General features: G+C 75.8%; 17 protein-coding genes. 11 read left to right on the plus strand and 6 right to left on the minus strand.

Annotated features, from left to right (window positions below):
- Positions 1 to 18: 18 nt before the first annotated feature.
- Both BGO37_RS04435 and BGO37_RS04440 read right to left on the minus strand, forming a co-directional pair.
- The gene (locus tag BGO37_RS04435; RefSeq protein ID WP_291752654.1) at positions 19 to 3315 is read right to left on the minus strand and encodes an ATP-dependent DNA helicase; all 3297 of its coding nucleotides are present in this window, start codon (positions 3313 to 3315) and stop codon (positions 19 to 21) included.
- The gene (locus BGO37_RS04440) at positions 3312 to 6509 is read right to left on the minus strand and encodes an ATP-dependent DNA helicase (protein ID WP_291752656.1); all 3198 of its coding nucleotides are present in this window, start codon (positions 6507 to 6509) and stop codon (positions 3312 to 3314) included. Before BGO37_RS04440 ends, BGO37_RS04435 begins: the two co-directional genes overlap by 4 nt.
- Positions 6510 to 6577: 68 nt before the next feature.
- Here BGO37_RS04440 and BGO37_RS04445 point away from each other — a divergent pair, with 68 nt between their 5' ends.
- The gene (locus BGO37_RS04445; RefSeq protein WP_291752658.1) at positions 6578 to 7234 is read left to right on the plus strand and encodes a TetR/AcrR family transcriptional regulator; all 657 of its coding nucleotides are present in this window, start codon (positions 6578 to 6580) and stop codon (positions 7232 to 7234) included.
- A gap of 36 nt (positions 7235 to 7270) precedes the next feature.
- A complete protein-coding gene (locus tag BGO37_RS04450) occupies positions 7271 to 7495 on the plus strand; it encodes a DUF3107 domain-containing protein (protein WP_291752660.1) in 225 nt (74 codons plus the stop codon).
- A 4-nt stretch (positions 7496 to 7499) separates the two neighbouring features.
- Here BGO37_RS04450 and BGO37_RS04455 read toward each other — a convergent pair whose 3' ends face one another.
- Positions 7500 to 8144, minus strand: coding sequence for a ferritin-like fold-containing protein (locus BGO37_RS04455; protein ID WP_291752662.1), 645 nt, complete (start codon positions 8142 to 8144; stop codon positions 7500 to 7502).
- Positions 8145 to 8460: 316 nt separating this feature from the next.
- Between BGO37_RS04455 and BGO37_RS04460 the strand changes: the two genes are divergently transcribed.
- The gene (locus BGO37_RS04460; RefSeq protein ID WP_291752664.1) at positions 8461 to 10212 is read left to right on the plus strand and encodes a DEAD/DEAH box helicase; all 1752 of its coding nucleotides are present in this window, start codon (positions 8461 to 8463) and stop codon (positions 10210 to 10212) included.
- A gap of 21 nt (positions 10213 to 10233) precedes the next feature.
- Here the strand turns inward: BGO37_RS04460 and BGO37_RS04465 are convergent, their stop codons facing one another.
- Positions 10234 to 10845 (minus strand): MarC family protein, encoded by a 612-nt coding sequence (locus BGO37_RS04465; protein WP_291753009.1) that lies wholly within the window; start codon positions 10843 to 10845, stop codon positions 10234 to 10236.
- The gene (locus BGO37_RS04470; RefSeq protein ID WP_291752665.1) at positions 10845 to 11687 is read right to left on the minus strand and encodes a PHP domain-containing protein; all 843 of its coding nucleotides are present in this window, start codon (positions 11685 to 11687) and stop codon (positions 10845 to 10847) included. The genes BGO37_RS04465 and BGO37_RS04470 overlap by 1 nt, the downstream gene beginning before the upstream one ends.
- A 212-nt stretch (positions 11688 to 11899) precedes the next feature.
- Between BGO37_RS04470 and BGO37_RS04475 the strand changes: the two genes are divergently transcribed.
- The 3 genes from BGO37_RS04475 to BGO37_RS04485 all read left to right on the plus strand — a co-directional run bounded on the left by BGO37_RS04475 (position 11900) and on the right by BGO37_RS04485 (position 16331).
- A complete protein-coding gene (locus BGO37_RS04475; RefSeq protein WP_291752668.1) occupies positions 11900 to 13417 on the plus strand; it encodes an aminopeptidase P family protein in 1518 nt (505 codons plus the stop codon).
- A 296-nt stretch (positions 13418 to 13713) separates the two neighbouring features.
- Positions 13714 to 15069, plus strand: coding sequence for a CBS domain-containing protein (locus BGO37_RS04480; RefSeq protein WP_291752670.1), 1356 nt, complete (start codon positions 13714 to 13716; stop codon positions 15067 to 15069).
- Positions 15066 to 16331, plus strand: coding sequence for an Nramp family divalent metal transporter (locus BGO37_RS04485; RefSeq protein WP_291752672.1), 1266 nt, complete (start codon positions 15066 to 15068; stop codon positions 16329 to 16331). Before BGO37_RS04480 ends, BGO37_RS04485 begins: the two co-directional genes overlap by 4 nt.
- A gap of 5 nt (positions 16332 to 16336) precedes the next feature.
- On the opposite strand, the gene BGO37_RS04490 is transcribed toward BGO37_RS04485, so the two are convergent.
- Positions 16337 to 16951 (minus strand): general stress protein, encoded by a 615-nt coding sequence (locus BGO37_RS04490; RefSeq protein ID WP_291752674.1) that lies wholly within the window; start codon positions 16949 to 16951, stop codon positions 16337 to 16339.
- Between the two features lie 63 nt (positions 16952 to 17014).
- On the opposite strand from BGO37_RS04490, the gene BGO37_RS04495 reads away from it, so the two are divergent.
- Genes BGO37_RS04495 through galK form a run of 5 tightly spaced genes read left to right on the plus strand, consistent with a single transcriptional unit; the run spans position 17015 to position 22724 of the window.
- Complete coding sequence (locus BGO37_RS04495; protein WP_291752676.1) at positions 17015 to 18283, plus strand: CBS domain-containing protein; 1269 nt, start codon at positions 17015 to 17017, stop codon at positions 18281 to 18283.
- Positions 18276 to 18773, plus strand: a complete 498-nt coding sequence (locus tag BGO37_RS04500) for a DUF1003 domain-containing protein (protein ID WP_291752679.1) — start codon at positions 18276 to 18278, stop codon at positions 18771 to 18773. Before BGO37_RS04495 ends, BGO37_RS04500 begins: the two co-directional genes overlap by 8 nt.
- Positions 18774 to 18811: 38 nt before the next feature.
- Positions 18812 to 20284: a DUF2079 domain-containing protein gene (locus BGO37_RS04505; RefSeq protein ID WP_291752680.1), complete on the plus strand. Its 1473-nt coding sequence runs from the start codon at positions 18812 to 18814 to the stop codon at positions 20282 to 20284.
- A gap of 52 nt (positions 20285 to 20336) precedes the next feature.
- Positions 20337 to 21485, plus strand: coding sequence for an Mrp/NBP35 family ATP-binding protein (locus tag BGO37_RS04510; RefSeq protein ID WP_291752681.1), 1149 nt, complete (start codon positions 20337 to 20339; stop codon positions 21483 to 21485).
- 9 nt (positions 21486 to 21494) lie between these two features.
- Positions 21495 to 22724, plus strand: coding sequence for a galactokinase (galK, locus tag BGO37_RS04515; RefSeq protein ID WP_291752683.1), 1230 nt, complete (start codon positions 21495 to 21497; stop codon positions 22722 to 22724).
- Positions 22725 to 23021 lie beyond the last annotated feature (297 nt).

Consider the following 23021-nt stretch of genomic DNA (forward strand, 5'->3'; position numbering starts at 1 on the left):
CGGCGTCCATCTCCGGCCTCACCGGTCGCCGGTCACGCTGCGCAGCAGCGCGGTGATCCCCTCCTCGTCGAGCAGGTGCTGCGGGTAGACCGTGGTCCCGGTCGCGACGTAGCAGAACGCCGCGCGCACCCGCTCCAGCGGGATCCCCTTCCAGCGGGACCACGCCAGCCGGTACACGGCGAGCTGAAGCTCGCGCGCGGCTCGCTCGGCAGGGTCCTCCGGCGGGCGCCCCGTCTTCCAGTCGACGACGACGATGCCGTCCGGCACGTCGGCACGCTCGACGTCGTCGAACACCGCGTCGATGCGCGACGTCACGACGTACCCGTCCACCGACGTGCGGACCTCCTGCTCCACGGCGACGGGGCGCCGGTCCGCCCAGGGCGTCGCGCGGAACGACTCGCGGAGGCGCTCGAGGTCCGCCGTGACGGGCAGCGAGTCGTCGTCGGCGCCCGGCAGGGCGTCCACATCGACGAGGGACGCCGCGCCGAAGTAGCCCTCGACCCAGGCGTGGAACGCGGTGCCGAGCCGGGCCTGCGGCGAGGGCGGCTGCGGCACGGGCCGGCGCAACGCGGCGGCGAACGCCTCGGGGTCGCGGTCCAGCCGCACCACCGCCGACGCGGACAGGGCGGTCGGCAGCTCGACCGGTCCCGGGCGAGCGGTCGCGGCGGAGCGCTCCGCCAGCAGCCGATCGGCCTGGGCGGCCCAGGCGTCGGGCGCGGCGGCCCGGCTCCCCGCCTGAGCACCCGCGGCACGCACCGCCTCGGCGGCGAGCTCCAGCGCCCGGCGCCGCTCGGGCGGCAGCGGGTCGCCCGGCCAGGGCGCCGACGGCTGCACCTCGCCGTACGGGTTCGTCGTCCCCGGTTCGGGCGCGGGCGCCCAGCCGGCGGTGCCCAGGAGGCCGCCGTCGACCAGCTCGAGCAGGAACGGTGACGGCACACGCACCCGGGACCCGGTGCCCCACCAGTGCGCCGTGAGCAGCGCGTGGTGCCGGGCGCGGGTGATCGCGACGTAGGCGAGGCGCCGCTCCTCGGCGAGGCCGTGCTCCCCCGCCGCCGCGCGGAAGGCCGTCCGCCGCCGGTCGAGCTCCTTGATGTCGGCCGCACCCCGGTACTCGAGCACGGGCAGGTCCCGTCGGTCGCCGCGCAGCGGGTACGGCAGCGCGCACAGGTCGTTGAGCCACGCGTTGCTCGTGTAGCCCTCCTTGTTCGCCGGGTCGGCCGGCAGGATCCCGTCGACCAGCCCCGCCACCGCGACGGCATCCCACTCGAGCCCCTTGGCGGCGTGGATCGTCATGAGCTGGACGGCGTGGGGGTCGGGCTCGACGACCGGCATCTCCAGGCCGTCCTCCTCCTCGTCGGCCGCCTCCAGCCAGGCGAGGAACGCCCCGAGCGTCGGCGCGTCCGCCGCACGGGCGAAGTCGTCGGCCACCTGCGTGAACGCATCCACGTGGATGCGGGCGCGGGCGGGATCGGCGCCGGGTCGCGCCAACAGCTCCAGGTCCAGCCCGAGCAGCCGCTCGGCGTGGCCGACGAGCTCGACGAGCGGCAGGTAGGTGTGCCGCCGCACGGCACGCAACACCTCGGCGAGGTCGGCCAGGCGCGCCCGCCCCACGGCGGTCAGCCGCCGCCCGTCCTTGTCGCGCCACCCGGCCGGCGGCAGGTCGTCGACCGCGTCGACGATCGACCGCTCGTCGACGGCGTCCGGCGCCACCGGCGCGTCCGTGCGGCGGCCGGCCAGCTGCCGCGCCCACGCGACGAGCGCGTGCAGGTCGGCGGCGCCGATGCGGTAGCGCGCCCCGGTGAGCAGCCGCATGAGCGCGTCGCCCCGCGACGGGTCGTGCGCGGCCCGCAGCAGCGCGACCAGGTCGACCACCTCGGGCGTGTCGAGCAGGCCACCCAGCCCGACGACCTCCACCGGCAGCCCGCGCGCGGTCAGCGCCGCGTGGATCGCCTCGAACTGGCGCCGCTTGCGGCAGAGCACCGCGGCGCTGACGGGTGCGCCGTCCGCGGCGGCGTGCGGGCCGACGCCCGCCCCGCCCGGCCCGCGCCAGTGCGCGACGACGAAGTCGGCGATCGCCTCGGCCTCGTCGCCCATCGTGGCGAGCATGCGCGCGGTGACCGTGCCCTCCTCCGCCAGCGGCCCCGCCGCCAGCTCCGGCACGTCGACGAGCCCGCCCCGCGCCGCCGAGCGCGCCCGCAGCGGACCGGCGACGAGGTTCGCGGCCGCCAGCACGCGGTGGTCGTTGCGGAACGACGTGGCCAGCGTGAGCACGCGTGCCGGAGCCAGCCCGCCGCCCGGGGCGGGTGCCGCGAAGTCCTCGGGGAACCGCTCGAGGCCGCCGGCGCTCGCGCCCCGCCAGCCGTAGATCGACTGGTGCGGGTCGCCCACCGCCGTCACCGCGTGCCCGTCGCCGAAGAGCGCCCGCAGCAGTGTCAGCTGCGCGTAGGACGTGTCCTGGTACTCGTCGAGGAGCACCACCCGGAACCGGTCCCGCTCGGCGGCCCCCACCTCGGGCACCTCCAGCGCGAGCCTCGCCGCGAAGGCCACCTGGTCCCCGAAGTCGATGGCGTCGGCGCGGCGCTTGCGCGCCCGATAGGCCTCGACCACGTCGAGCAGCCGCCCGCGGGCTCGCAGCGACTCCGCGATCTTCGTGAGGTCGGCGCGCGGACGCGGGGCGGGCGTCGTCTCCAGCGCCTCGACGATCCCCGCGATGCCCGCCTGCGCCTCGGCGGTGGTCAGCAGGTGCTCGTCGAGCTGCCCCGACAGCGCGAGCACTGCCTCGACGACGGTCGTCACCGCGTTGTCCAGGCCGAGGTCCTCCGACCAGGACTCGACGATCTCGTCGGCCAGCTGCCAGCGCGCCGCCTCGGCGAGCAGGCGCGTCCCGGGCTCCAGGCCGAGGCGCAGCGCGTGGTCGGCGACGAGCGAGGCCGCGTAGGCGTTGTACGTCGAGATCGTCGGCCGCTCCAGCCGGGCCAGCGGGTCGTCCGCGCCGCCGAGCCCGAGGGCCGCCCCTCCCGGCAGCTCGATGCCCCGCTCCGTCGCCGCCCGCACCAGCGCCCGCAGCCGGCGCCGCACCCGCAGCTCGAGCTCGCCCGCGGCCTTCCGGGTGAACGTCAGCCCGAGCACCTGGCCGGGCTCGACGAGCCCGTTGGCCAGCAGCCAGACGACGCGCCCGGCCATCGTCTCGGTCTTGCCGGAGCCGGCACCCGCCACCACCAGCGCCGGTGCCAGGTCGGCCTCGATGACGGCCACCTGCTCCGGTGTCGGCCGGTCACGGCGCAGCAGGTCGGCCACGAGGAGCGCGGAGATCATCGCGTCACCGCCCGGCCCTCGGGCTGCACCGGGCACGACGAGCGCACCGGGCACCGCCGGCAGTCGTCGTTGCGCGTCGCCCGGAACGTCGAGGCCGCCATCGAGTCCGCGACGCCGTCGATCAGCTCGTGCGCCCAGGCGGTGCGGCCGTCGTCGAGCGCCGACTGCTCCTTCCTGCTGCCGTCCCGGGCGGCGCCGTTGCCGACGTACAGCAGGGTCGCCCCGGCGCTCGTCGTGCCGGGGGCCAGCCCCTCGAACGCCCCGGCGTCGACGGCCAGCTGGTAGGCGGCGAGCTGCGGGTTCGCCTCCGCCTTCGGCCCCGTCACCTGGGAGCCGGTCTTGAGGTCGACGACGCGCGCCCGCTCGTGGCCGTCCTCGTCCGGCGGCGCGACCTCGACCCGGTCGACCTTGCCCGTCACGGCCGCCCGGGCGGTCGTCACCGTGAAGCCCGCCTCCACCAGCAGCGGGGCGCCCGCGCCTCGCAGGTAGGCCGCGAGGCGGCACACCATCGCCTCGGCCTTCCGGCGCGTCGCCGCCTCGGGCCAGCCGCCGTGCAGCCCGAGGGACGCCCATCGCTCGTCGAGCGCGGTCAGCAGCTCGTCGTACGTCCCGGTCGGGTGCTCCTGCGCGACGGCGTGCACCAGCGTGCCCAGGCTCTGCTCGCGCGTCGAGGTCGGCGTCCCGCCGGCCGCCTCCAGCGCCCAGCGCAGCGCGCACGTCGCCGCGAGCTCGATCCGCGACGGCGACACCGGCACGCGCACGTCCGCCGGCCACAGCGGCTCCTCGGTCGAGGGCGCCGCCAGCCCGTGCCACTGCGCCGGGTCGGCGCCGTCGACCCCGGCGGCGGCGAGCCGGGCGAGCGTGCGGGCCGCCGCCGCGTCGGGCGCACCGGCCCGCGCCGTCCCCTCCAGCCGGCTCCGCAGCCGTGCGACGAGCCCGCGCAGGTCGAGCGGCGCGGGCAGCTGCGTCACCAGCCGGGCGTCGACCGCCTCGTCGTCGCCCGTGCCGCCTCCCGCAGGCGCCACCACGAGGTCGACGAACGGCGACGGCTCGGACTCCAGGTCGGCCACCGCCGTCACCACCAGCCGCGAGCGCGCCCGCGAGCACGCGACCGCGAAGCTCCGCAGCTCGTCGGCCAGCACCGCCTGCCGCGCCGCGGCGACGTCCGGCGCTCCGCCGTCGGGCGCGCGGCCGTCCAGCAGGTCCACGAGCGCCTGCGCCCCGAGCAGCGAGTCGCGCAGCCGCAGGTCCGGCCACGACCCCTCCTGCACGCCCGCGACGACGACGAGGTCCCACTCCCGGCCGGCCGCGCCGGCCGCGGTGAGCACCGGCACGGACTCGCGCCGCGCCCGGGCGGCCAGGGTGTCCGCCGGCACGTCCTGCGCCAGCAGCCAGTCGACGAACGACCCCGGCGGCGCCGCCGGGGTGCGCTCGACGAACGTCTCCGCCGCCCGGAACAGCGCCAGCACGGCGTCGAGGTCGCGGTCCGCCCGTTGCCCGGCGGTCCCCCCGGCCAGCGCCGCACGGCGCCACGGCTCCGACAGCCCGGCGGCGTCCCACACCGCCCACAGCACCGCGTGCGCGTCGGCACCGGGCTCCCCGGCGGCCGCGCGCCCGGCGGCGATCACCCGCGCGAGCCGCCGCACCGGTGCGCCGACCTCCGGCCGCAGCCCGACGAGCACCCCCGGCTCCTGCAGGGCCTCGACCAGCAGCTCGTCGCTGGCGCGCCCGCCGCCGGCGCCGATCTCCTCGGCCCGCAGCGCCCGCCGCACCCGCCGCAGGCCCACGGCGTCGAGCCCGCCCACCGGCGACAGCGCGAGCCCGGCCGCGACCGCCGCGTCCAGCGCCACGCGGCCCGTCACCACGGCCAGCACGTCGAGCAGGGGCCGCACCGCCGGCTCCTCGCGCAGCGGCACCTGCGAGCCGAGCACGCTCACCGGCACCCCGGCCACCGCCAGCGCCCGTCGCAGCGAGGTCACCCGCTCGCCCGAGCGCGCCACCACCGCCATGTCGCCCCAGGCGACCCCCCGCTCCAGGTGGGCCTCGCGCAGCACGTGGGCGACGAACGCCGCCTCCTGCGCGGTGCCCGTCAGCAGCGCGACCTGCGGTTCGGCGCCGTCCGCCGGGGCCACCCCCACCCGGCGGTGCTCGGCACCCGCCACCGTGCCGACGCGATCGGTCACGCGCTGCACCACGCCCCGCAGCGCCGGCCCGTGCCGCCACACGGTCGGCAACGTCATGGCGCGCGCGCCGAACGCGCCGGTGCCGTGCTGCGCGCCGGCCCGGCCCACGAGCGCCGGGTCGGCGCCGCGGAACGTCTGCACCGCCGCGTCCGGGTCGGCCAGCAGCAGCAGCCGCGCACCGTCGTCGGCCAGCACGCGCAGCAGCCGCGCCGTCGCCGCCGTCGACTCCTGGTGGTCGTCCACGACCACCAGCCGCCAGCGCGGGCGCGGCGTGCGCTCCACCTCGTCGTCCCACGCCAGCAGGGCACGGGCCGCCTCGTCGACCACCACAGCCGGGTCCAGCCGCGCACCCACGTCGGGCGTGCCCGTCCGCAGCCACATGACGTCGAGGTACTCCTCGTAGAGCCGGGCCGCCGCCACCCACTCGGCGCGCCCGCGCTCGCGGCCCAGCCGCGCCAGCTCGTCGGGCGCCAGGCCACGCTCGGCGGCGCGCATCAGCAGGTCGCGCAGCTCGTCGCGGAACGCCCGCAGCGTCAGCGCGTCCGGGCGGATCGCCTCCGGCCAGGCGATCGGCACGCCCTCACCGGCGGCATGCCCCGCCAGCAGCTCGGCGAGCACCTGGTCCTGCTCGGGCCCCGACACCAGCACCGGCGGGGGTTCCCCCCGCGCGGCGGCCCGGGCCCGCAGCACGGCGAAGGCGGCCGCCGCCGGCGTCTGGACCAGCGGCCGTGCCGCCGTGTGCGGCCAGCGGGCGGCCAGCCGCTCGCGCAGGTCGGCCGCCAGCCGGCGGGACGCGGCCAGCACCAGCACATCCTGCGGCTCGAGCCCCGCCGCGACCACGGCCTCCAGCGCCACCGTCGTCTTGCCCGTGCCCGGCGCACCCAGCACCAGCAGCGCCCCGTCCGCACCCGCGGCCACCGCCTCGACGGCCGCCCGCTGTCCCGGGTCGAGCTCGACGGCCGCCCCGGGCCCGCGCAGGTGCGCAGGAGTGGGCCGCGCGAGGAATGGCATGCCCAGATCTCACCACCGTCCGCCCACAGCGCGGGCCGACGTCCGGGTGCGATGGCTACCATGCGCGCGTGGATGCCGAGGGCGCCGGACGCCTCACGCGCGAGCAGCGCCGGGGCCAGCTGCTCGCGGTCGCCCAGGAGCTGTTCTCCGCCGGGGGCTACCACCACGTCTCGATGGACGACATCGCCGAGCACGCGCACGTCACCAAGCCCGTGCTCTACCGGCACTTCCCGTCGAAGCTCGACCTCTACCTCGCCATCGTCGACGCGCTCGGGCAGGACCTCCTGACGGCGATCGACGACGCCGTGCGGCCGGTCGTCGCCGGCACGCCGGGCGACGGGCGCGACGTCGTCGCGGCGATCGTCCGGGCCTACGTCACGTTCGTCGACGCCGCCGGCGAGGTCGCCACCCTGCTCTTCGAGTCCGACGTGACGCACGACCCCGCGGTCCGCGGGCGCGTCGAGAGCGCCTCGCGGGACGCCGCGCAGCGCATCGCCGACGTGCTGGCGCACGTCACGGACCTGGCGCCGCAGGCCGCGCGGACGGTCGCCGTCGGGCTGGTCGCCATGGCGCAGGGCGCCGCGATCCATCGGCTGCGCCGGGACGACGCGCCCAGCGCCGAGGAGACCGCGGACCTCGTCGCGCGCGTCGCCTGGGCGGGCGTGGCCGGCCTCGTGCGGCCCGCACGACGAGCGGACGAGGGGCCCGGCGCCGCGACGACCTAGGATCGAGGCTCCGCCACATCCAAGGAGGCCAGCGGCGTGGAGATCACGATCGGCGTGCGGGACCTGCCCCGCGAGATCACGCTCGAGTCCGACGAGTCCCCGGACGTGGTGGCCGCGGCCGTCGCTGCGGCGCTGGCGGGCAAGCCCGCGCTCGAGCTGGTGGACACCCACGGCCGGCGCATCATCGTGCCGACCGCGGGCATCGGGTACGTGGAGATCGGCGCCGAGACCCGCGCGCGGGTCGGCTTCGGCTCCCTCTAGCCCGTCAGGCGGTCAGCCGCAGCCGGCCCATCCGGCGGGCGTGCTCGGCCGTCAGCTTGCCGTACAGCGCCCCGCGCTGGACGCCGAGCAGGTGCTCCATGCCGGGCTTCGACTCGAGCACGCTCTGCACCACCGTGAGCGCCTCGCCGACGAGCCGGCGCCCCCACAGCGCCAGCCGCGCGCCCAGCACGTGGTCGTGGGCCGTGACGTCGTCGAGCTCGGCCAGCGCGAGGTCGGCCGGCATCGGGTCGGTGAGCACCTCCTGCAGCAGCGCGCGGCTCTCGTCGTCGAGCCCGTCGGCGGCCATCCGGCAGAAGTCGTCCGCCACGCCGTAGCCCAGGTACGGCACCAGCAGCCGCTCCGCCCACGAGGTGGAGGCCGTGCGGGAGTCGAACCCGTCGAGCACGTGGGAGAAGGCCGCCATCGCCGCGTCGGCGTCGCCGCCGAGCTCGGTGATGCGCGTCAGGAGCCGTTCGCACGCGTCGAGCCGCTGCACGGCGCACCGCGCCAACGCCATGCGCTGCGCCGTGCCCGGCGCCACTCGCGAGTAGGCGGCCAGACGGGTGAACTGGGTGTGCTCCACCTGGGCGGCGAGGCCCAGGAGCTCGATCGTGGTGGAGGGGTCCGCAATCGGGGGGGCGATGGCCATCCACGGATGGTAACCCCGCCCCACCCCGGGCGGACCACCGGCCGTCACCGTCCGTTCACCCGCCCGACGGCACCCTCCCTCGGTCGTCGGACGACCTCGGGTAGACTGTCGCCGTTCATACGGTTGCCCGGTCGTCCTGCTTCTCAGGCTCACCGGCCACCTCGCACCGCCCCCAGGGGCGTCCGGGTGCGAGACGACGTTCACGATCGGCTGCCGGCCAACCAGCGTGGCGACGCCGCCGCGACCAGGGCGGGGCCAGCATCGTGGGCCCGGGCCCGGCCGCCGCGCAGCGCCACCCTCCCGTGAAGGGTCCTGCGTGACCACCTCCGAGCAGCCGACCGCGGTCGGCGCCGACATCGACACCCACCAGACCGCCGCCGACGCCGTCCCCACGCCCGTCGGCGCCGCCTCCCGTGCGGCCGCCTCCGTGCAGGCCGTCGACGCCTCGTTCGCCGACTTCGACATCCGTCGCGAGACGGTCGAGGCGCTGGCCGAGCGCGGCATCGTCAACCCGTTCCCCATCCAGGCGATGACGCTGCCGGTCGCCCTGGCCAAGCACGACATCATCGGCCAGGCCAAGACCGGCACCGGCAAGACGCTCGGCTTCGGCATCCCGCTGCTCGAGCACGTCGTCGCCCCCGGTGAGCCCGGGTACGACGAGCTGTCCGCCCCCGGCAAGCCGCAGGCCCTCGTCGTCGTGCCGACGCGCGAGCTGGCCGTCCAGGTGGCGGGCGACCTCGCGATGGCCGCCGCCGGCCGCCGCGTGCGGATCGTCCAGGTCTACGGCGGGCGCGCCTACGAGCCGCAGGTCGAGGCGCTCTCACGCGGCGCCGAGGTCGTCGTCGGCACGCCGGGCCGCATGATCGACCTGCTCAACCAGCGCGCGCTGATCCTGGCCCATGCGCGCACGGTGGTGCTCGACGAGGCCGACGAGATGCTCGACCTCGGCTTCCTGCCCGACGTCGAGAAGCTGCTGGGCGCCACGCCGGCCAGCCGCCACACCATGCTCTTCTCGGCCACCATGCCGGGCGCCATCGTGGCGATGGCCCGCCGCTACATGACGCAGCCGACGCACATCCGGGCGCACGACCCGGGCGACGACCACCAGACGGTGCAGAACATCACCCAGGTCGCCTACCGCGCGCACGCGCTCGACAAGCTCGAGCTGCTGGCCCGCATCCTGCAGGCGCGGGGCCGGGGCCTGACCATCGTGTTCGCGCGGACCAAGCGCACGGCCGCCAAGGTGGCCGAGGAGCTGACCGCGCGCGGGTTCGCCGCGGGCGCCATCCACGGCGACCTCGGGCAGGGCGCCCGTGAGCAGGCGCTCCGCGCGTTCCGGCACGGGAAGGTCGACGTGCTCGTCGCCACCGACGTCGCGGCCCGCGGCATCGACGTCGAGGACGTCACGCACGTCATCAACTACCAGTGCCCCGAGGACGAGAAGATCTACCTCCACCGCACCGGGCGGACCGGCCGCGCGGGCAACAAGGGGACCGCGGTGACGTTCGTCGACTGGGACGACATGCCGCGCTGGGGCCTCATCAACAAGGCGCTCGAGCTCGACATCCCCGAGCCGGTGGAGACCTACTCCTCGTCGGCGCACGTGTACACCGACCTGGACGTCCCCCAGGGCACCACCGGGCGCCTGCCGAAGGACCGGCAGGTCCGCGCCGGCCTGGCGGCGGAGGAGATCGAGGACCTCGGCGAGACGGGCAAGCACGGCGGCGCCGCCGGCGGCCGGGGCTCGTCCGGCGACCGCCACGGGCACCCGCACGACGACGGTGGCCGCAGCGGCGGTGGCCGCGGTCGCGGTGGCCACGGTCGCTCCGGACGGTCCGGCGATGCCCGCTCCGGCGAAGGCCGCTCCGGGGAGGCGTCGGCGCGCTCCGGCGAGGGTCGGGGCGAGTCGCGCCCCAAGCCCGCGCACGACGAGGCCGGCGGCCCCGCACGGGCGGTCGACGCCGCCACCACCGGTGCCGACGGGTCGTCGGACGCCGCCAAGCGCCGCCGCCGTCGGCACCGCCGCGGCTCGGGCTCGTCGTCCGCCGCCCCGGCCACGACGGACTGACCGCGCGGTCCGGCGAGGCGGCTACACCTGGCGGGCGAAGGAGAGGATCGCGTCGGCCAGCATCTGCGCGGCGATGGCCGCCAGGAGCAGGCCGGCGATGCGGCTGACGAGGAGCGTGCCGGAGTCGCCGAGCACCCGGTGCACGGCCGTCGCGAAGCGCATCGCCAGGTAGAGGCACGCGTGCACCAGGACGATGCCCAGCCCGAGGGCGACCCACTGGGTGACGTCCGACGCCTGGTGCACGAACACCATCGTCGCGACGATGGCGCCCGGCCCGGCGAGCAAGGGCGTGCCGAGCGGCACCATCGCCACGTTGCCCCCGACCTCGACGTCGTCGGGCACGCCGCCCTGGTCCTTGCCGGTGAGCAGCTGCATCGCGACGAGCAGCAGCAGCAGGCCGCCCGCGGCCTGCAGCGCCGGCAGCGACACGTGCAGGTACGTCAGCAGCTGCTGGCCGAACAGCGCGAACCCGACGATCACGCCGAACGCCACCGCGAGCGCCTGCCAGGCGGCGCGCCCGCGCTGGGCGTGCGTCATCGACCGCGTCAGCGCCAGGAAGATCGGCACCGTCCCGGGCGGGTCCATGATGACGAAGAGGGTGACGAACACAGAGATGAACAGCTGGACGTCGATCACGGCCTGACCACCTCGACGGTTCCCTCCTCCTCGATCGCCGCCAGGACCTCCGGCGCCGTCAGATTCTCCCCGAGCCGGTTGAGCTTGCCGGCACCGTGGTAGTCGCTCGCCCCGGTGACCAGCAGCCCGAGCCGCTCCGCGATCGCCTCCAGCCGGGCCCGCTGGGCCTCGTCGTTGTCGCGGTGGAACACCTCGAGGCCGGCCAGGCCGGCCTCGGCCAGCTCGTCGAACACGGCGTCCTCGACGATCCGCCCGCGGCCGTCCGCGCCGGGGTGCGCGAACACCGGCACCCCGCCGGCCGCCCTGATCAGCTCCACGGCGGCGGCCGCGTCCGGGGCGTGGTACGGCACGTAGTACGGGCCGCGCGCGTGCAGCAGCGTCGCGAACGCCTGGTCCCGGTCGCGCACCACGCCGTTGACGACGAGGACGTCGGCGATGTGCGGGCGCCCGACGACCGTCCCGTCGCCCGCCTGGTCCAGCACCTGCTGCCACGTGATGGGCACGTCCCGCGACAGTGCCTCGACGATCCGCTCCGCCCGGTGCACGCGCGAGTCCGCGATGCGCGCGAGCTCGTCGGCCAACGGCCGGTACCCGGGGTCCTGGAGGTAGCTGAGCAGGTGGACCGACACGCGCTGCGACCGCGCCGAGACCTCCGTGCCGCGCACCAGCGCGACGCCCGCCACCCGCGCGGCGGCCGCGGCCTCGTCCCACCCGGACGTGGTGTCGTGGTCGGTGAGCGCGAGCACGTCGAGGCCGGCGTCGGCGGCGGCCCGCACCACCTCGGCCGGTGCCTGCGTGCCGTCGGACGCCGACGAGTGGGTGTGCAGGTCGATGCGCACCGGCACACGGTAGCGCCCGCCTCGCCGGCCCCCGGGCGCCCGCGTCCCGTGGTCGCCGCCCGTCCCGCCGGCATCGGGTGGACCTGCAGGCACCTGGCGTATGGAGGTCCACCCGGACCGTCGCCCCTGAGCGCCATCGCGCCGCGTCGCTCGGCTGACCGACCTGCCGAGCGGTCGCCGGTGGCCTCGTCGCGCGGTGGGAGGATGACCGGGTGACCGACTCCCCCGAGACCTCTGACCAGCCGCTCGGCACCCGTGGCGGCAACCGCTCGCTGCGCCCGACGTCGAAGCGGTTCCTCGACTTCGTCACGTCGGGCTGGGGGCCGCGCACGGACCTCGGGGTGACGCGCTCGCCCGCCGCGGACTTCGCCGCCGCTCGTCGGGCGCGCCTGTCCGCGCGGTTCCCGGGTGCGCGCCTCGTGGTGCCCGCCGGCACGCCCGCCGTGCGGTCCAACGACACCGACTTCCGGTTCCGGCCGCACGCCGCGTTCGCGCACCTCACGGGCCTGGGCATGGAGCAGGAGCCACAGGCCGTGCTCGTGCTGCACCCCGTCGAGGACGGCGCCGGCGACGGCGGCTCGGGACACCACGCGGTGCTCTACCTCAACCCGCCGGCCGGCCGGGACACCGAGGAGTTCTTCGCCGACAGCGCCCACGGGGAGTTCTGGGTCGGCGCGCGGCCTGCCCTGGCGGACATCGAGGTCCTCACCGGCATCACCGCCGAGCACCTCGACGGGCTGCGCGACGCGCTGGCCAAGGACGCCGGCGCCGACGGCGTGGCGATCCTGCTGCTGGCGGGCGTCGACGAGGCGGTCGACGAGGTCGTCGCGCAGATCCGGGCGGACGAGGCCGCGGGCCGGTCCGACGAGCGGCTGGCCGAGGCCCTCAGCGAGCTGCGGCTCGTCAAGGACGAGCACGAGCTCGCGCAGCTCCAGCTGGCCGTCGACACGACGATCGAGGGCTTCGCCAAGGTGGTGCGGGCGCTGCCCGCCGCCACCGCCCACCGGCGGGGCGAGCGCGTCGTCGAGGGCACGTTCCTGGGGCACGCCCGCCAGGAGGGCAACGACGTCGGCTACCACACCATCGCCGCCGCCGGCGAGCACGCGACCACGCTGCACTGGACCGACAACGACGGCGCCGTGCGCGACGGCGAGCTGCTGCTCCTCGACGCCGGCGTGGAGGCCGACTCGCTCTACACGGCCGACGTCACGCGCACCCTGCCCGTGAACGGGACGTACACGGACGCGCAGCGGAAGGTCTACCAGGTGGTGCTCGACGCCGCGGACGCCGCGATCGCGGCGATCCGCCCCGGCATCAGGTTCCGCGACGTGCACGCCGCGGCGATGGCGGTCATCGCGGACCGCGTCGCCGCCTGGGGGCTGCTGCCGGTGAGCGCCGCCGAGTCGCTCGACCCGGACGCGCAGCTCCACCGCCGCTGGATGGTGCACGGCACCAGCCACCACCTCGGCCTCGACGTGCACGACTGCGCCCAGGCGCGCGCGGAGATGTACCTCGACGGCGTCCTCGAGCCGGGCATGGTGTTCACGGTCGAGCCCGGGCTGTACTTCAAGTCCGACGACCTGCTCGTGCCGGAGGAGCTGCGCGGGATCGGGGTGCGCATCGAGGACGACGTGGTCGTGACCGAGGACGGCTGCCGGCTCCTGACCGGGGCGCTCGCGCGCACGCCGGACGACGTCGAGGCCTGGATGGCGGCCCTGCGGGAGCGCTGAGGCGGGTACCCTGTGCGCCCGGGCGGGTACGCCCGCAGCGGACCGGACCTTGGGGGTGAGCCGCATGGCACCAGGCAGTACGTGCAGGGCCCGCCTCTCGCCGGCCGCCTCGCACCGCCGCTGACCCACGTCGCGGCCGTGCCCCTCGGCCGCCGGGCGTAGCCCTGGCCACGACGCCGCCGCCCCGCCCGGGGCGGGCGTGCGCCCGTCCCCCAGTCCCAGCGCGTGACCGCGGTGCCAGCTCCTCGTCGACGGCGCCCGTGCGGCGCGCGCCATGCGTACGTCGGGAGGTCCCCATGGCGGGTTCCGTCCTTCCCACCGCCCCACCCGGGCGTGCCGGGCTGCGCTCACGCGCCGGCCGCGGACCCAAGGTCCTCGCGCTGCGACGGGAGGTCGCGGGCGCCCTCGTCTCCGTCGCGGGCCTCGCCGGCCGCCCCGTGCGCGACGGCGACGGCAACGTCGTCGGCACGGTCGTCGACGTCGTCGTCCACTGGGACGCGGGCTACTCGCCGGTCACCGGGCTCATCGTGCGTGTGGGCCAGCGCCGCACCTGGCTCCACGCCGCCGACGTCGAGGCGATCGAGCAGTCCGCGGTGCGCCTTCGCTCCACGCGGTTCGACCTGCGTGACGTGGTGCGTCGCGCGGGCGAGCTGCAGCTGCTGGGGGACGTCATCGACCACCAGCTCGTGGACGTCCAGGGCGTCCAGGTGGTCCGCGCCTCCGACCTGTACATCACGCGGGTGCAGGCGGTGTGGCGGCTCGTCGGCGTCGACGTCTCGCTGACGTCCCTGCTGCGGCGCTCGCTGCCCGGTGGGCTCGGGCGCCGGCCGAGCCCCGGCCTGGTGCTCGACTGGTCGAGCGTGCAGCCCTTCGGCGTCCCGGGCGGGTCGGTGCGGCTGGCCCGCGCCCACTCCGAGCTGCGCCGGATGCGGTCCGCCGACCTCGCGGACCTGCTGGCGACCCTCGGCCGCGCGGAGCGGCGCGAGCTGCTCGGCGGCCTCGAGCCCGGTACCGCGGCCGACGCCCTCGAGGAGATGAACGCCCGCGACCTCAACGACCTGCTGCGCGACGCCCCCGTCGAGCAGGCCGCCGAGCTGGTCGCGGCGATGGAGGCCGACGAGGCCGTCGAGGCCCTGCGCGAGATGCCGCCCGAGGAGCGCGACGAGCTGCTCGACGCGATGACGGCGGACCGCGGTGCCGAGCTCGGCGCCCTGCTGCAGTTCGACGAGGAGTCCGCCGGCGGCGTCATGACGTCGCGGCTGGTGCGCCTGCCCGCCGACGACACCGTCCGCGACGCCGTGGCGGCCGTGCGCCGGCAGGTGCAGGAGGGCGAGACGCCGGCCGGCGTCGTCGTGGTCGACGAGGCCGGCGCGCTGCTGGACGACGTGTCCTTCGTCGAGCTGCTCGGCGCGGAGCCCGACACCCCCTTGCGCGGACTCGTCGGGCCGCCGTGGCCCGTGACGGTCGGTCCGGACGCCGGCCTGGACGACATCGTCGAGCGGATGACCGACAACCGCGGCTCGTCGCTGCTGGTGGTCGACGAGGCGAACCGCCCGATCGGCCGCATCCTCGCCGACGACGTCGTCGACCTGCTCGCCCACCAGGGCGAGCGCCGCTGGCCGTGGCAGCGCTCCTCGGGCGGTGCCCAGTGAGCACCACGACCGCCACCCCGCCCACGCGCCGCCGCACCCGGGTCCGGATCACCCTCGGCGCGCTGGCCGCCGTCGTCGGGCCCGGCCTCATCGCCGGGCTGTCCGACGACGACCCCGCCGGCATCACCACGTACTCCGTGCTCGGCAGCGGCTACGGCTACCGCCTGCTGTGGGTGCTCACCGTCTCCACCATCGCGCTGATCCTGTTCCAGGACCTGGGCGCGCGGATCGGTGTCGTCACCGGCCAGGGGCTCGCCGGGCTCATCCGGCAGCGCTACGGCGCCCGCGCCGGCGTGCTGTCGATCGCCGCCCTGGGCCTGGCCAACGTCGGCACCACGACCGCCGAGTTCGCGGGCATCGCGGCGGGCTTCCAGATCTTCGGGGTCAGCCGGTACATCTCAGTCCCGGTCGCGGCCCTGCTCGTGTCGGTCCTGGTGCTGCGGGGCGGGTTCCGCGGCGTCGAGCGCGTGCTGCTGGCGCTCTCGGCGGTGTTCATCGCCTACATCGCGGCCGGCTTCCTGGCGCGCCCGGACTGGGGCGCGGCGTTCGCCGGCACGGTGGTCCCCAGCCTGCCGTCGGGACGCGACGCGGTGCTCATCGCCACCGCCACCCTCGGCACCACGCTGGCGCCGTGGGGGCTGGCGTTCATCCAGTCGTACGCGGTCGACAAGCGGCTCACGCCGCGCGAGCTCGGGCTGCTGCGCTGGGACGTCGTCACCGGCGCGATCCTCACCGGGGTCATCGGCTTCTTCGTCGTCGTCGCGTGCGCCGCGACGCTGCACGCCCACGGCCTGACGATCACCGACGCGTCGGACGCGGCCGCCGCGCTGGAGCCGCTCGCCGGCCGGCTGGCGTCCCAGCTCTTCGCCGGTGGGCTGATCGGCGCGGCGCTGCTGGCCGCCTCGATCCTGCCGCTGTCGACCGCCTACTCGGTGTGCGACTTCGCCGGGCGCCCGGCGGCCCTCGACGACTCGCCCGCCGAGGCGCCGCTGTTCTATGGGACGTTCGCGCTGGTCACGGTGACGGGCCTGGTGCTGGTGCTCCTGCCGGGCGTGTCGCTGGTCCCGCTGCTCATCGGCACCCAGGTGGTCAACGCGGTGCTCCTGCTGCCGCTGCTCGGCTACATGTCGGGCATCGCGCGCGACCGCCGGCTGATGGGCGAGTTCACGGCGCCGAGGGCGGTCGCCGCCGTCTACTGGGTGGCGGTCGCCCTCATCACGGCGTGCATCGTGGCGCTCGGCGTGCTGTCGATCCGCCACTGACGCCGTCAGGCCGGCGGCTGCGTCGGGGGGGTCGGCGGCGTGGGCGGGACGGGGTAGGTCGGCGTCGACGGGGGCTGCCCGAGCGGCGGTGCCGGCGCGACCGGCGGCGGGGTCGGCACGGAGCCCGGCCAGCCGGAGACGACCCCGCCCACGGCGGCGAGCATCTGGCGGGCCTGACCGGCATGCTCCGACGCGCAGAGCACGGCGTACGAGGTCGCGACGATCTGGCTGGACGACGTGAAGTCGCGCCGCCCGCGTGTCAGCGAGTACGTGATGACGGAGAAGAGCAACCCGAACGCGCCGCCGAAGAGCACGGCCGGGATCATGAGGTCCAGCGCGGACGACGAGAACAGCGTGAGGATCAGGCCGACGAACAGGCCGAACCACGCCCCGGACGCGAAGCCGCCGATGGCGGCCGACGGGTAGGACAGCCGCCGCAGCACCCGCTCGACCGTCTTCAGGTCGCTGCCGACGATCGTCACCTGCTGCACCGGGAACTGGTGCTCGGCGAGGTGGTCGACGGCCTTCTGCGCCTCGAGGTAGGTGCTGTAGGAGGCGACGGTCTCCCCCTGCGGCAGGGTCGGCACCCGCGGCACACGGTTCGCGCTGCTCATGCTCATGAACCGATCCTCCCGCACGGCGCGCACCCGTGCCAGGCACACCTGCCCGGTTACGCTTTCGCGGTGAGCTCGGTCGGGACCAGGGTCTTCGTGGCGCGCCTCGCCGGCACGGCCGTCTTCGACCCCATCGGGGACCAGGTCGGCCGGGTCCGCGACGTCGTGCTGCTCGAGCGGCTGAAGGCCGCCCCCGCCGCCGTCGGCCTCGTCGTCGAGGTGCCGGGCAAGCGGCGCATCTTCCTGCCGCTGACCCGGGTGACGAGCATCGACGCCGGGCAGGTCATCAGCACCGGGCTGCTCAACATGCGCCGGTTCGAGCAGCGCGCCACCGAGACGCTCGTCGTCGGCCAGCTCCTCGAGCGCACCGTGACGCTGGCCGACGGCGTGTCCCAGGCGACCGTCGAGGACGTGGCGATCGAGGTCCAGCGGGGAGGGGACTGGGTCGCGACCAAGCTGTCGGTCCGGCACAAGGGCGGCGGTGGCCTGCTGCGTCGCCGCGGCACCACGCAGACCGTGGGGCTCGACGAGGTGGCCGGGCTGTTCCAGCACGCCCCGACGCAGGGTGCCGAGCTCCTGGCGGAGCGGTACGAGGAGATGAAGCCGGCCGACGTCGCCGACGAGCTGCACGAGATGGAGAGCCGGCGCCGCATCCAGGTCGCGGCCGCGCTGTCCGACGAGCAGCTGGCGGACGTGCTCGAGGAGCTGCCGGAGGACGACCAGGTGGCGATCCTCGCCGGCCTGGCGATCGACCGCGCCGCGGACGTCCTCGAGGAGATGCAGCCCGACGACGCGACCGACCTGCTGCGCGAGCTGCCCGACGAGCGCAAGAACGAGCTGCTGGCGGCGATGGAGCCCGACGAGGCCGCCGACGTGCTGCGCCTGCTGGCCTACGAGGACCGGTCGGCCGGTGGCCTCATGACCACCGAGCCCGTGATCCTCGGCCCCGAGACGTCCATCGCCGCCGCCCTCGCCCACGTCCGCCGCGAGGACCTCAACCCGGCGCTGGCCTCGACGGTCTTCGTCGTGCGGCCCCCGCTCGAGACGCCGACAGGCCGTTTCATCGGCGTGGTGCACCTGCAGCGGATGCTGCGCCACCCCCCGCACGAGTCCATCGGGCAGATCGTCGACACCGACATCGAGGCGCTGCGGCCGGACAGCCCGCTGACGACCGTCGCCCGGGAGCTGGCGACCTACAACCTGCTGGTGCTGCCGGTGCTGGACGGCGAGCGCCGCCTGCTCGGCGCGGTATCGGTCGACGACGTCCTCGACCACCTGCTGCCGGAGGACTGGCGCGAGGCGGACGACGAGGCGTCGGACGGGACGCGCCATGGCTGAGCGTCTCGACCAGCCGCGTGGCTCCCGTCTCGGGTGGCGGCCCAAGCGGGACCCCGACCGCGTCGGGCGCGGCGCCGAGGCCTTTGCCCGGTTCATGGGGACCGGTCGGTTCCTGCTCTACATGACGGCGTTCATCATCGTCTGGATCATCCTCAACGCCGTCGGGCTGATCCATCACTGGGACCCGTACCCGTTCATCCTGCTCAACCTGTGCTTCTCGGTGCAGGCCTCGTACGCGGCACCGCTGATCCTGCTCGCGCAGAACCGGCAGGACGACCGTGACCGCGTCTCCCTGGAGCAGGACCGGCAGCAGGCCGAGCGGAACCTCGCCGACACCGAGTTCCTCGCCCGCGAGATCGCCGCGCTGCGCATCGGCCTCGCCGAGGTCGCGACCCGCGACTTCGTCCGCTCCGAGCTTCGCGAGCTGCTCGAGGACCTCAAGGAGGAGCAGGCCACGGAGGCCATGACCGAGCTCGAGGCGTCCGACTGAGCGCCGACCGAGCGGTCGACGACGTCGTCGGCGAGGCGGTGGAACCCGTCGCCGGCGGCACGACGACGAGCGCCCGCGAACAGGTGGCGGTGCCCGACGAGGCGACGGTTGCGCCCGCCGCGCGGGCCGCCGGGCTCGTCGTCGGACCGCTCGTCGTCGCGGTCCTCGCGCTGGCGACCTACGTGACGTTCTCGTGGTCGCAGTGGCGCCGCCTGGAGACGCCCTCGTGGGACCTGGGCATCTTCACGCAGCTGGCGCAGCGGTACGCGCACCTGCAAGCGCCGGTGGTGGACATCAAGGGCGCCGGCTTCAACCTGCTCGGCGACCACTTCCACCCGCTGCTCGTCCTGCTCGGCCTGCCGTACCGGATCGCGCCGAGCGCCGTCACCGTCATGGTGGTGCAGGACCTGCTGCTCGCGTGGTCCGTGTACGTCGTCGCGCGCGAGGCGGTGCGGCGGCTCGGCGCGCTCCCGGGGTCGCTCGTGGGCGCTGCCTACGCCGTGAGCTTCGGCGTCGTGGGCGCGGTCGCGGTCCAGTTCCACGAGATCGCGTTCGCCGTGCCGCTGCTGGCGTTGTCCCTGGTCGCGCTGGTCCGCCGGCGCTGGTGGCCGGCCGCGCTGTGGGCCGCGCCGCTGGTCTTCGTCAAGGAGGACCTCGGCGCGACCGTGCTCGTCATCGGGCTCCTGGTGGTGTGGCTGTCGGACGACGACCGCCGCGCGCTGTGGCTGGGCCGGGCCCTGGCCGCCTGGGGCGTGGTGTGGCTCGTCCTGACGCAGGCGGTGATCCTGCCCGCGCTCAACCCCTCCGGCGTCTTCGCCTACGCCGACCGGCTCGACTGGCGCGACCTCGCGACGCACCCGTGGCTGCTGGTCACGCACCTCGTCGACGACTGGCGCAAGGTCATCACCCTGCTGCTCCTCGTCGCGATCACGGGGCTCGTCGGGCTGCGCTCGCCGGTGATGCTCGTCGCGGTGCCCACGATCCTGTGGCGGTTCTGGTCCGGCAACTACGGCTTCTGGGGCCACACCTGGCACTACAGCGCGGTGCTCATGCCGATCGCGTTCGTCGCGATGCTCGACGGGGTCGAGCTCGCCGGACGCTCGCCCCGCGCGTGGCTGCGGTCCTCCTCGCGCTCGGCCGTCGCCGTCGCCGTGACGGTCGGCGCCCTGGTCGCGCCGCAGGTGGCGCTCGGACAGCTCGGCACCCCCGGGTTCTGGCACCCCAACCCGCGGGAGGCGGCGGCCCGCGGCGCGCTGGCGGCGGTCCCCGCCGGCGCCTCGGTCGAGGCGGACGTCGGGCTGATGAACTACCTCGTCGACCACCACGACGTGTACTGGATGGGCAACAAGGGCAACCCGGCGGCGGACTACCTCGTCTTCGACTCCGCGTGGAGCAGCGGCCAGAAGACGCCCGCGGCGCTGGTCGCGTGGGCCACCGCCCACCACCCCGGCGCGACCTACACCGTGACGTACGACGCGGGCGGCTACCTGGTCGCGGAGCGGACGTCCTAGGTCACGTCCTTGGCCCCACGGGGGCGTCCGCGCCACCGCTTACGATGGCGGCATGCCCTCCAGCCCCTCCCAGCCCGAGGGTCTTGCCGCTGCGGTCCGCCAGGCGCTGACCGGTGTGCTCGACCCGGAGATCCGCCGTCCGATCACCGACCTCGGCATGGTCCGGTCGGTGCTCGTCGACGGCGGCCACGTGACCGTCCGCGTCGACCTGACCGTCCCCGGCTGTCCGCTCAAGGACACGCTCGTCAAGGACGTCACGGCGGCGGTGGAGGCGCTCGAGGGCGTGCAGGCCGTCTCGGTCGAGCTCGGCCAGATGACCGCCGAGCAACGCGCCGGTCTGACCGAGAAGCTCCGCGGCGGGCGGCCCGAGCCGGTCATCCCGTTCGCGCAGCCGGACTCGCTGACCCGGGTCATCGCCGTCACCAGCGGCAAGGGCGGGGTCGGCAAGTCGTCGGTCACCGCCAACCTCGCGGTCGCGATGGCCCAGATGGGCCTGGCGGTCGGCGTCGTCGACGCGGACATCTACGGGTTCTCGCTGCCGCGGATGCTGGGGACCGACCAGCCGCCGACGGCGGTCGACGAGATGCTGCTCCCGCCGGTGGCGCACGGCGTCAAGGTCGTCTCGATCGGCATGTTCGTCGAGCCCGGCCAGCCCGTGGTGTGGCGCGGCCCGATGCTGCACCGCGCGCTCCAGCAGTTCCTCACGGACATGTACTGGGGCGACCTCGACGTGCTGCTGCTCGACCTGCCGCCCGGGACGGGCGACATCGCGATCTCCGTGGCTCAGCTGCTGCCGGGCTCGTCGCTCGTCGTCGTCACCACGCCGCAACTGGCCGCCGCGGAGGTGGCCGAGCGCGCCGGGGCCGTCGCCGTGCAGACGCACCAGCGCCTGGTCGGGGTCATCGAGAACATGTCCTGGCTCACCCAGCCGGACGGCTCGCGGCTCGAGCTGTTCGGGTCGGGCGGCGGCGAGCGCGTGGCGGCGAGCCTGTCCACGCTCGTCGGCACGGACGTGCCGCTGCTGGGCCGGGTGCCGATCGACATCGCCGTGCGCGAGGCGGGCGACGCCGGCACGCCGGTGGTGGCCGCCGACCCCGGCTCCCCCGCCGCGGTGGCGCTGCGCGAGATCGCCGCCGGGCTCGTCTCGACCCCGCGCGGGCTGGCCGGCAAGCCGCTCGGCGTCGTCCCCGTCACCCGCTGAAAGGCCCCGATGACCACCACCACCTCGGCCGCGACGCTGCGGCCGGCCTGGTCGCGCGACGAGGGCGCGGCGCGCGTGCGCGCGCTGTTCGCCACCGCCTTCACCGACGAGCCTGACGGCGTCTGGTCGGCGCCCGGGCGGGTCAACCTCATCGGCGAGCACACGGACTACAACGGCGGGCTGTGCCTGCCGATCGCGCTGCCGCACCGCACGTTCGTCGCGCTGCGGGCGCGGGACGACGAGACGATCCGGCTGGTGTCGGCGCAGGAGGCGTCCTCGGTCGTCGCGGTGTCGCTGTCGTCGGTGGCGCCCGGGGCCCTGTCGGGGTGGGCCGCGTACGTGGCCGGCGTCGCGTGGGCGCTGCGGCAGGCCGGGTTCGTCGTGCGCGGCTTCGACGCCACGGTGGACTCCTGCGTGCCCTACGGCGCGGGTCTCTCGTCGTCGGCCGCGCTGGAGTCCGCGTTCGCCGTGGCGCTCGACGAGGTCTTCGGGCTCGGGCTGGCCTCCGACGACGCCGGGCGGGCCCGTCTCGCGGCGGCGTGCGTGCGCGCCGAGAACGAGATCGCGGGCGCGCCGACGGGTGGGCTCGACCAGGCCTCGTCCCTGAGGTGCCACGCCGGCCAAGCGCTCCTCCTCGACTGCCTCGACGGCTCGGTGGAGCAGGTGCCGTTCGACCTGTCGGCCGCGGGGCTCGCGCTGCTCGTCGTCGACACCAAGGCCGAGCACTCGCACGCCACGGGCGGCTACGGCGCCCGGCGGGCGACCTGCGAGGAGGCGGCGACCCTGCTCGGCGTGCCGCTGCTGCGCTCGGTGGCCGACGAGCCCGACGGCGGCGCCACCGCGCTGGCCCGGCTCGACGACGGAACGCCCGAGGGCTCCGTCCGGGTGCGCCGCGTGCGGCACGTGCTCTCGGAGATCGGGCGGGTGCGCGAGTTCGTCGGGCTGCTGCGCTCGGGCGCCGTCGACGAGGTGGGTCCGGCGATGGATGCGTCGCACGCCTCGCTGCGCGACGACTACGAGGTCTCCTGCGTGGAGCTGGACCTGGTGGTGACGGCGGCGCGCGCCGCCGGTGCGCTCGGCGCGCGGATGACGGGCGGCGGGTTCGGCGGGTCGGCGATCGCGCTGGTGCGTGCGGGGACCGAGTCGGCCGTGGCGGCGGCGGTCGCGGCGGCCTTCGCCGAGTCGGGGCTGGGCGCGCCGGAGTTCCTGCTGGCGCTCCCGTCGGACCCGGCCGCGTAGCGCTGCCGCCGGCCGCCCACCGGTCCCGGGCGAGCACACCCCGGGGGCCTGCCTAGCCGCGTCGAGGGCGGTACCGCGCGAAGGCGCGATGGTGCCTGTCCGGCTGCGGGAGCGCCCGCCCCATTGCTCGTGGCGGTGGCACAGCCTCGGTCACGCCCAACCCTGGTGCGGCGTCGAAGCTCCACTGGACACCCGACATCTTCCGGGTGAAAGTGCTGATCAGGCACCCTTCCTCTTGTCTCCGACGGCACGTCCGGCTATCGTTAGAACATACGTTCGACGATGCGCAGGGGGTGC

It is taken from the genome of Cellulomonas sp. 73-92 (assembly GCF_001898175.1).
Lineage (GTDB): Bacteria > Actinomycetota > Actinomycetes > Actinomycetales > Cellulomonadaceae > Cellulomonas.